Source organism: Comamonas sp. B-9 (assembly GCF_000410635.1).
Taxonomy (GTDB): Bacteria; Pseudomonadota; Gammaproteobacteria; order Burkholderiales; family Burkholderiaceae_C; genus Comamonas.
In genome coordinates this window covers 1-9,694 of sequence record NZ_APCR01000489.1, presented here as the reverse complement: position 1 = coordinate 9,694, position 9,694 = coordinate 1, and the positions used below count along the sequence as shown (strand labels likewise).

The window sequence follows — 9,694 nt, the reverse complement described above, 5'->3', positions numbered from 1 at the left end:
TGGGCGCTGCTCGCGGCGGGCCTGGTCCATGCCTTCACCGCCAAAATCAGCACCGCCCTCGGCGCGCTCAGCGCGTGGGCCGGGGCTGCGCTTGGCGTTGCCGCCGCGCTGGCCACCACCTGCGTTACCGCCAGGGCCGCGAGCGACTTTGTTGGTGCGCACGCGTTCCATCATTTCCTGGCGCGCAGCCTTGGCTGCTGCCTGCATCACATCACGGCCAGGGGCCTTGCCTGCGCCGCCCCAGATGGTCTGGCGGCCCATGGCGATGGGCTCGGCCTTCTCGCCTTCTTCGGGGCCAAAGCCTTCGAGCACCTGCACAGGAATGTCCTGCTTGGTAAAGCGCTCGATGTCCATCATGAAGCCTTCTTCATCCATGCACACCAGGCTCACGGCATTGCCTTCGCGGCCGGCGCGGCCAGTGCGGCCAATGCGGTGCACATAGTCTTCCGAGACATTGGGGATCTCGTAGTTGACCACGTTGGGCAGCTCGTCGATGTCGATACCGCGCGCGGCAATATCGGTGGCCACCAGCGCGCGCAGGTCGCCGGACTTGAAGCCTTCGAGGGCCTGGGTGCGGGCGCTTTGGCTCTTGTTGCCGTGCAGGGCCATGGCAGAGACGCCATTCTTGCTGAGGTATTCGGCCACGTTGTTGGCGCCGAACTTGGTGCGGGTGAAGACCAGCACCTGGCTCCAGTTGTTCTCCTGCACGATGTGCAGCAGCACCTGCTTTTTCTTGCCGCGGCCCACGGGGTGGATCACCTGCTTGATGCGCTGCACCGTGGTGTTGCGCGGCGTCACCTGGATGGACTGGGGGTTCTTCAAGAGGCCATTGGCCAGCTCGCGGATTTCATCGCTGAAGGTGGCCGAGAACAGCAGGCTTTGTTTGTCCTTGGGCACCAGGGCCAGTACCTTCTTGACGTCGTGGATGAAGCCCATGTCGAGCATGCGGTCGGCTTCGTCGAGCACCAGGATCTCGACCGTGGACAGGTCCAGAAAGCCTTGCTGCTGCAGGTCGAGCAGACGGCCAGGAGTGGCCACCAGCACATCGACGCCCTTTTTGATGCGGTCGATCTGCGGGTTCATGCCCACGCCACCAAAGATGACGGTGGACTTGATGTCCAGATGCGTCGCGTAGAGGCGCACGTTTTCTTCAACCTGGGCCGCCAGCTCGCGGGTGGGGGCCAGAATCAGTGCGCGGATGGCCTTGTTGCCCCATTTGTTGCGGCTGCCTTCGGATTGGGTCAGGCGCTGGAGCATGGGCAGCGTGAAAGCGGCCGTCTTGCCAGTGCCCGTCTGTGCGCCGGCCAGCAAATCGCAGCCTTGTAGCACGAGCGGGATAGCCTGGGCTTGGATAGGGGTAGGCGTGTCGTAGCCTTGTTCGCGCACAGCCTGCACAATGGCAGGTGCCAGATTCAGTTCTTCAAAGTTCATTGGATCAGATGCGTCCAACCTGGACGCTGGGTATCGGCCTCGTCTAAGCAATTTTTTGGAATAATTGCAGCCAGTCAGGTAGGCAGATGGGTTCAAAGAGGGAGCCCGGAACTGTGTCCATCGTCCCCAGCATTAGCGCTGAAGTCCTAGGCAACTGGAGCCTTTGACTGCGGGTATTGTCGCATGCACCGATAATCCCAGGGTGGCCGCGATCAAAAATCGCATATTTTTTTACTGATTTACCAAAAGAACACATGGCTCAATACGTTTTTTCGATGAACAACGTCACCAAGACGGTTCCTCCGAAGCGACAGATTCTGAAGGGTATTTCTCTGAGCTTTTTCCCGGGCGCCAAGATCGGCGTGCTGGGTCTGAACGGTTCGGGAAAGTCCAGCTTGCTCAAGATCATGGCGGGTGTCGACAAGGAGTTCGAAGGCGAAGCCATCCCGATGGCGGGACTGTCGATTGGCTACCTGCCGCAAGAGCCCCAGCTCAACCCCGAGCACACCGTGCGCCAGGCGGTTGAAGAGGCGATGGCCGAAGTCAACAATGCCAAGGCACGCCTCGAAGAGGTCTATGCCGCTTATGCCGAAGAAGACGCCGACTTCGATGCGCTCGCTGCCGAGCAAGGCCAGCTGGAAGCCGTGATCGCCGCTGCCGGCACCGACTCCGAGCACCAGCTCGAAATCGCGGCCGACGCGCTGCGCCTGCCCGCTTGGGATGCCATCGTCGGCCAGCTGTCTGGTGGTGAAAAGCGCCGCGTGGCGCTGTGCAAGCTGCTGTTGTCCAAGCCCGACATGCTGCTGCTCGACGAGCCGACCAACCACTTGGACGCCGAATCGGTGGACTGGCTCGAACAGTTCCTGCACCGCTTTACCGGCACCGTGGTGGCTATCACCCATGATCGCTACTTCCTGGACAACGCGGCCGAATGGATTCTGGAACTGGACCGTGGCCATGGCATTCCGTACAAGGGCAACTACTCCGATTGGCTGCTGCAAAAGGGCAACCGCCTGGAGCAGGAGCAAAAGGGCGAGGAAGCCCGCGCCAAGGCCCTGAAGAAGGAGCTCGAATGGGTGCGCCAGAATGCCAAGGGCCGCCAGGCCAAGTCCAAGGCCCGTATTGCCCGCTTTGAAGAGCTGAGCGATTACGAATACCAGCAACGCAATGAAACCCAGGAAATCTTCATTCCTGTGGCCGAGCGTCTGGGCAGCCGCGTGATCGAGTTCAAGAATGTCTCCAAGGCCTTCGGCGACCGTCTGCTGATCGACAACCTGAGCATGAACATTCCGGCTGGCGCCATCGTCGGCATCATCGGCCCCAACGGCGCGGGCAAGTCCACGCTGTTCAAGCTGATCGCCGGCAAGGAGCAGCCTGATTCGGGTGAGGTCGAAATCGGCCAGACCGTGAAGATGGCCTTTGTGGACCAGCATCGTGATGCGCTGGCCAATGAAAAGACCGTGTGGGAGGACATCTCCGGCGGTCTGGACATCATCAACGTGGGCAAGTTCCAGATGGCCTCGCGTGCCTATGCGGGCCGCTTCAACTTCAACGGCCAGGACCAGCAAAAGAAGGTGGGCAACCTCTCCGGTGGTGAGCGCGGTCGCCTGCACCTGGCCAAGACCCTGATCCAGGGCGGCAATGTGCTGCTGCTGGACGAACCCTCGAACGACCTGGACGTGGAAACCCTGCGTGCACTGGAAGACGCCTTGCTGGAATATGCGGGTACAGTATTGGTCATTTCCCACGACCGCTGGTTCCTGGATCGCATTGCGACCCACATCCTGGCGGCGGAAGGGGATAGCCAATGGGTATTTTTTGATGGAAACTATCAAGAATACGAGGCAGATAAGAAGAAGCGGTTGGGAGAAGAAGGGGCAGCGCCCAAGCGGATGCGCTACAAAGCCCTGAAGTAAACCCACACCGTACGCCCGTCGCTTTCGCCAAGCGCCGGGCGTTTCAACTGGGAGAGGTGAAGCGTGGAGCAACGGGCCGTATCGGTATTTGACACCTGTCTGGAGCAGGCATTGCATGAGGCCGAGCCTTTGATGGCCGCCATGGGCAATGCGGCTTTGGCGTCTCTGGCTGCGCAGTTGTCGTCTTACAGCAACGCACAAGATCAACAATTGTTGCTGTACGCGCAATCCCAGCTGGCCAGCAAGAAGGCGCAGCTGCCGCTCGCCTATGCACTGCGCCTGCGCCAGGCCGTGTTTGCGATTGCGGAGGGCAAGCGCGAGGACTACCACGCGCAGATGAGCGGCCAGGGCCAGGCCGGTGGTTTGCAGGAAGACCGCAATGCGCTGCGTGCCCAGATTGAATGGGGCCGCATGCAGATCAACCTGCTGCAGCAGACCGAGCAGAGCCTGACGGGTTTGGAGCGCGTCTACCGGCCCTTGCGCAAGATCACCCGCTACTGGCGCAATGGCAACCCCTTGCACCACACCGTCTACCTCGACAGCCTGCAGGCCACCTTGAGCGACGTGGAGATTTCTGCCGATGCAACCGCGCTGTTTCTGCCCGACATGGTGGGCGTCATGGCCGACCACCTGCAGACCAGCTACCAGCGCATCATGACCTTGGCGATGAACAGCTATGCCGAGCTGCTGGCCAAGGCCGAGCTCAAGCGCCGCGTCGCCAAAGACAACACCCGCAGCTTTGTGCAGCGGACCAAGACCTTGTTCGACATCCCCGCGCATTGCCCCGTGGGCGCCGTCCGGGCCTACAAAACGCTGATCCCGGTGATGGAGCGCATGGCTGCGCAGGACAGCTCGTTCTGGACTGATGCCGACCATCCCGCCCGCATGCTGGTGCAGACCATTGTCGACAAGGCCACCGTGCTCAAGGAAGAGGGCCGTGCGCTGTCCGATCCGCAGTTCCCGCAGCTGGTGACCGAGACGGTCGAGACGCTGTCGGCCCTGGCCCAGCCCAGTGCGGCAGATTTCGCCCAGGCGCTCAGCCGCTTTGGCGTGCGGCTCAAGCCCCGGCTGTCATCGGCGCTGCAGGATGTCGATGATTCGGGCTACTCCAGCAGCATGCTGCTGGAGAGCCAGTGGGGCGCGTCGGGCCTGATCAGCATCAGCCCTGAATCCGACTGGGCGCAACTGGCCCAGATGCAGGCAGAGCGCGAGGTGCTCGCGCAGCCCGCACCCAAGCCCGGGTATCAACCCGAGCCTGCGCTGCAGCCAGCCCCAGCGCCGCTGGCAGCCAGCGCCGCCACGCCAGGCCCTGGCGCGTCTGCCAACCTGGAGCAGATCGAGGCCGAAGTGATGCTGCGCCTGGCCACCAGCTTGCACAGCTTTGATGTGGACCCGGCGTTGCTGGCGGCCTTGACGGGCGCCTGGCCCAAGGTGCTGCTGCAGGCGGCCGAGCGCTCAGGTCAGGACTCATCGCATTACCGCGCCTACCAAGAGGCGGTGGACGACGTGTTGGCGCTGGCAGGGGCCAATGCCAGTGCCAGCATGCACAGCGATGCAGACATGCTGATCCCCTCGCTGCTCACGCGCCTCAAGTCCGGCCTGACCAGCATTGGCTGGATGCCCGAGCGCATTGCGCCGGTGCTCACGGCCGTGGCCCAGATGGCACCCAGCGCGCTGGTGGAGCTGCAAATGGTGCAGGAAGAGGGCCGCCAGGCGGTGCCGGCCGTGGCCGCACCATTGCCCGCTGTGGCGGCGGCCACGGCCTTGTCGCCTGCGCCAACCCCATCGGCCTGGGCGCAGCTGCCCGAGGCGGTGGACGCCATGGGTGAGGATGAGCCCGCCATCATCGTGACGGGCTCGATGCTCGATGCCCCCAAGCCCGACAGCGTGGGGCTGTGGATTGGCGGCAAGCGCCTGGAGGCCGGGGTCTGGCTGGAGTTCCTGGGCCAAGGCGGTGGCTGGGTGCCCAAGCAGCTGAGTTGGACCAATGCGCGCTCGACCATGTTCCTGTTTGTGGCCAGCGGCGGCGCGAGCCAATCGATCACGCGCCGCATGCTCGAGAAGCTGGCCCAGGAGCGGGCGGTACGGCCGGTTTGAGCGCTCGCGGGCAGCGCTCGCAACTGCCCAGTCGCCAACCGCTCATCCCCTAAGGGGTATCTGGGTTTCAGGCCTTTTGGCCGTGGCACAATCTCCGCTTTCGGGGCACCAAGCCCCAGGGGCATGCAGCTACACCAGGCTGCAGCCACCATAAGCCAATAAGCCAATCGCCTGGATGTGCTCAGCGTCCAGGTGCCAAGGAGACACCATGAGCCCATTCTCGCGCAGCCGCATTGCGGCCGCATGCCTGCCCTCGCGCCGCAACGTTCTGGCCGCCACCTTGCTGGGCGCCGCAGCCCTGCTGCCCCTGGCCTCGCAGGCCGCCGATCCCAAGAAGTACCCCGAGCGCGCCGTGCGTGTCGTGGTGGGCTTTTCTGCTGGCGGCACCACCGATGTGGTCGCGCGCATCATGGCCAAGGAGCTGACGGCCGAGCTGGGCCAGTCCTTCGTCGTGGACAACAAGCCGGGCGCCGGCAGCAACATCGCCACCGAGCAGGTGGCCCGCGCCGAGAACGATGGCTACACCCTGCTGTTTGTCGCGGTGACCAGCGCGATCAACCAGACCCTCTACCCCAAGGTGCGCTTTGACCTGGAAAAGGACTTTGCGCCGGTGGCACTGGGCGCCAAGGTGCCCAATGTGCTGGTGGTCAACCCCAGCGTGCCCGCCAACAATGTGCAAGAGCTGATCGCCTTTGCCAAGGCCAACCCCGACAAGGTCTCCTACGCGTCCTCGGGCAGCGGCACCTCGATCCACATGGCAGGGGAGCTGTTCAAGCTGCGCACGGGACTCAAGACCCAGCACATCCCCTACAAGGGCAGCTCGCCGGCGCTCACCGACCTGATGGCCGGCCAGGTGCAGTTCATGTTCGACAACATGCCGTCGGCCTGGCCGCATGTGAAGGCCGGCAAGCTCAAGGCCCTGGCCGTGACCACCACCAAGCGCTCGCCCACCGCGCCCGATCTGCCGACGATGGAAGAAAGCGGCATCAAGCCTTTTGATGTCTCGTCCTGGTTTGGTCTGATTGCGCCGGCCGGCACGCCGCCTGAAGTGGTGGCAAAGCTCAATGCCGCGATGAACCGCGCCTTTGACAAGCCCCAGGTCAAGGAAGCCTATGAAAAGCTCGGCGCTGTGGCCGAGAAGAACACGCCCGAGCAGTTTGGCGCCTTTATCAAGTCCGAAGTGGCGGCCTGGGCGCCGGTAGTCAAGTCCTCGGGCGCGACGGTGGACTGAGGCGGTCCCCGCACCACTTCGCACAGGCAGCTTCGGCTGCCTTTTTTCTTGCCCGCGCCGCGCTGGATGACGCCAGCAGGCGGTGGCCTGCGTTACAGTCCCAAGCTGGCACATCTCCACCGTTTTTCTCCCTCTGATGCAATCCTCCCCCGTCCATGCGATGACCCCCGGCCTGATGGTGATACACAGCAACCATCCGGAGGCTTTGCGGGACCTGGTCGTGGCCTGGATGCAGCGCTACCCGCTCCGGCCCCTGGAGAGCGAGACGATTCTGGTGCAAAGCAATGGCATCGCGCAGTGGCTCAAGCTGTCGATGGCCCAGCCGGTGGCAGAGGGCGGCTGCGGCATCACGGCTGCTGTCGATGTGCAGCTGCCTGCGCAGTTTCTGTGGCAGGCCTACCGGGCGGTGCTGGGCAAGCACGAGGTGCCCGAGATATCGCCTTTGGACAAGCAGCCGCTCACCTGGCGGCTGATGCGCCTCTTGCCCGATCTGCTGGCCCAGCCCGCGTTTGCCGCGCTGCAACGCTTTTTGGCCGAGGACCATGACCAGCGCCGGCGCTACCAACTGGCCGAGCGCATTGCCGATCTGTTTGACCAGTACCAGGTCTACCGCGCCGACTGGCTGCGCGACTGGGCTGAGGGCCGGGACCAGCTGCGCAGCGCGCGCGGCGACATCCAGCCGCTCGATGAAGAGCAGCGCTGGCAGGCGCAGCTATGGCGCGCGCTGCTGGACGATGTGGGCGCCGCCGGCATGGAGACCAGCCGTGCCGCCGTGCACCAGCGCTTTGTGCAGTACCTGCAGCCGCCGCAAGCGCCGCAAATGCTGCCTGTGCCTCAGGCGCGCAACCCCGGCCTGCCGCGCCGCGTGGTGGTGTTTGGCATCTCGTCGATGCCGGCGCAGACCTTGCAGGCGCTGGCCGCCATCTCGCGCAGCTGCCAGGTGCTGCTGTGCGTGCACAACCCCTGCCGCCACCACTGGTCGGACATTGTTGCCGACAAGGATTTGCTGCGCCACCAGTACCGGCGGCAGCAGCGCAAGGGCAGCATGCAGGGGCTCATCGATGACGACGACCTGCACCAGCATGCCCACCCGCTGCTGGCCGCCTGGGGCAAGCAGGGGCGCGACTACATCCACCTGATTGACGAGTTTGACCAGCCGGACCAGTACGCCTCGCTGCTTGGCCCCGTCAATGGCGGGCGCATTGACCTGTTTGGCGAGGCCGAGCCCAGCCACATGCTGGCCCAGTTGCAGGACGACATCCTGGACCTGCGGCCGCTGGCCGAAAGCCGCGCGCTGTGGCCGGCGGTGGACCCGGCGCAGGACGGCTCCATCCGCTTTCAGACCGCGCACAGCCCGCAGCGTGAGGTGGAGGTGCTGCACGACCAGCTGCTCGCCCGCCTGGGGGCCGATGCCAGCCTGCGGCCGCGCGACATCATCGTCATGGTGCCCGATATCCAGGTCTATGCGCCGCATATCGATGCGGTGTTTGGCCGCATCGCCCGCAGCGATGCGCGTTACATCCCCTATTCGCTGGCCGACCAGAGCCAGCGCGGGCGCGAGCCCATGCTCGTGGCGCTCGAGCATGTGCTGGCCATGCCCGAGAGCCGCTTTGCGGTGAGCGAAGTGCTGGATCTGCTGGCCGTCGATGCCCTGCGCCAACGCTTTGGCATTGACCCGGACGACCTGGCGTTGCTGCACCGCTGGATCGAGGGCGCCGGTGTGCGCTGGGGTCTGGATGCCGCCCAGCGCGCCCGCATTGGCCTGGCGCAGGCGGGAGAGACCAACAGCTGGCGCTTTGGCCTGCGCCGCATGATGCTGGGCTTTGCGGTAGGCCGTGGCGAGGCGCTCGGAGATATCCAGCCCTACGACGAGATCGGTGGCCTCGATGCCGCCGCGCTGGGCGGCCTGGCAGCCTTGCTGCGCGCGTTGGAGCAGGCCTGCGATTTGTTGGCACAGGACCTGCCACCCAGCACCTGGGTGGCGCGCGCCCGCGAGGTGCTGGCCTTGCTGTTTGACCCCCAGCAAGAGCATGAAAAGCTGCTGCAGATGCAGCTGATCCAGGGCCTGGAGCGCTGGCTGGGCCAGTGCGAGGCGGCAGCGTTTGATGAGGCCCTGCCGCTGTCGGTCGCGCGTGAGGCCTGGCTGGCCGGCATGGATGCCAGCAGCCTGAACCAGCGCTTTATGGCGGGATCGGTGAGCTTTTGCAGCCTGATGCCCATGCGCGCGATTCCGTTTCGCATGGTCTGCCTGTTGGGCATGAATGACGGCGCCTATCCGCGCCCGGTATCGGTGCTGGATTTTGACCTGATGCGCCAGCAGTACCGGCCCGGCGACCGCTCGCGCCGCGATGATGACCGCTACCTGCTGCTGGAGGCCGTGCTGTCGGCGCGCGAGCAGCTCTACATCAGCTGGGTGGGGCGCAGCATCCGCGACAGCACAGCCAGGCCGCCTTCGGTGCTGATCGGCCAGCTGCGCGACCATCTGGCCCAGGGTTGGCAACTGGCCAATGCTCCCGCTGGCCTGGCAGGCCCTGCCGCTGGCGAAGCGCTGCTGCGCGCGCTGACGCAGGAGCACCCGCTGCAGCCCTTCAGCCCGCGTTACTTTGCGCAGCCGCCCTCGCAGGCGGGCAGCGATGGCCTCTACACCTATGCGCAGGAATGGCATGGCGTGCATGGCGATGGCCTGCAGACCGAGTCGGGCGAAGACGCGCTGGAGGCCTTGCCCGAGATGGGGCTGGAGGCCGCGCTGAACCTGCGCCAACTGCAGGACTTTGCGCAAAAGCCGGTGGCTGCGTTCTTTCGCCAGCGCCTGCGTGTGTATTTTGAGGACGAGGACCTGACCGGCCAGGACGAGGAGATGTTTGCGCCCGATGGCCTGCAGGCCTGGGCCTTGCAGGCCAGCTTGCTGAGCGCCTTGGAGCCCTGGGTGCGTGACAACCCCGAAGCGGCGGGCGATGCGCCCCGCCTGCGCGCGCAGCTCGATGCCGCTGCCCAGCGGCTGCGGCTGGAGGGGCGCCTG

The 9,694-nt window shown here is 64.8% G+C and carries 5 protein-coding genes; 4 read left to right on the top strand and 1 reads right to left on the bottom strand.

From position 1 onward, the window contains the following. A partial coding sequence (locus H928_RS0104575; protein ID WP_021025455.1) for a DEAD/DEAH box helicase occupies nucleotides 1–1,431 on the bottom strand: 1,431 nt, incomplete at its 3' end. Between the two features lie 254 nt (nucleotides 1,432–1,685). On the opposite strand from H928_RS0104575, the gene ettA reads away from it, so the two are divergent. From ettA to recC, 4 genes are all read left to right on the top strand, one after another. Further along, complete coding sequence (gene ettA, locus H928_RS0104570) at nucleotides 1,686–3,347, top strand: energy-dependent translational throttle protein EttA (protein WP_027010548.1); 1,662 nt, start codon at nucleotides 1,686–1,688, stop codon at nucleotides 3,345–3,347. 63 nt (nucleotides 3,348–3,410) lie between these two features. Beyond that, the gene (locus H928_RS0104565) at nucleotides 3,411–5,444 is read left to right on the top strand and encodes a DUF1631 family protein (protein ID WP_148293043.1); all 2,034 of its coding nucleotides are present in this window, start codon (nucleotides 3,411–3,413) and stop codon (nucleotides 5,442–5,444) included. 208 nt (nucleotides 5,445–5,652) lie between these two features. Continuing rightward, complete coding sequence (locus tag H928_RS0104560; protein WP_021025452.1) at nucleotides 5,653–6,675, top strand: tripartite tricarboxylate transporter substrate binding protein; 1,023 nt, start codon at nucleotides 5,653–5,655, stop codon at nucleotides 6,673–6,675. A 136-nt stretch (nucleotides 6,676–6,811) separates the two neighbouring features. Further along, the coding region (gene recC / locus H928_RS0104555) for an exodeoxyribonuclease V subunit gamma (RefSeq protein ID WP_204366279.1) at nucleotides 6,812–9,694 on the top strand (2,883 nt) is incomplete at its 3' end.

What these genes read in the sequence shown, in the direction of transcription:
- H928_RS0104560 (WP_021025452.1), top strand. Translation starts at nt 5,653, where the DNA reads ATGAGCCCATTCTCGCGCAGCCGCATTGCGGCCGCATGCCTGCCCTCG.
- ettA (WP_027010548.1), top strand. Translation starts at nt 1,686, where the DNA reads ATGGCTCAATACGTTTTTTCGATGAACAACGTCACCAAGACGGTTCCT.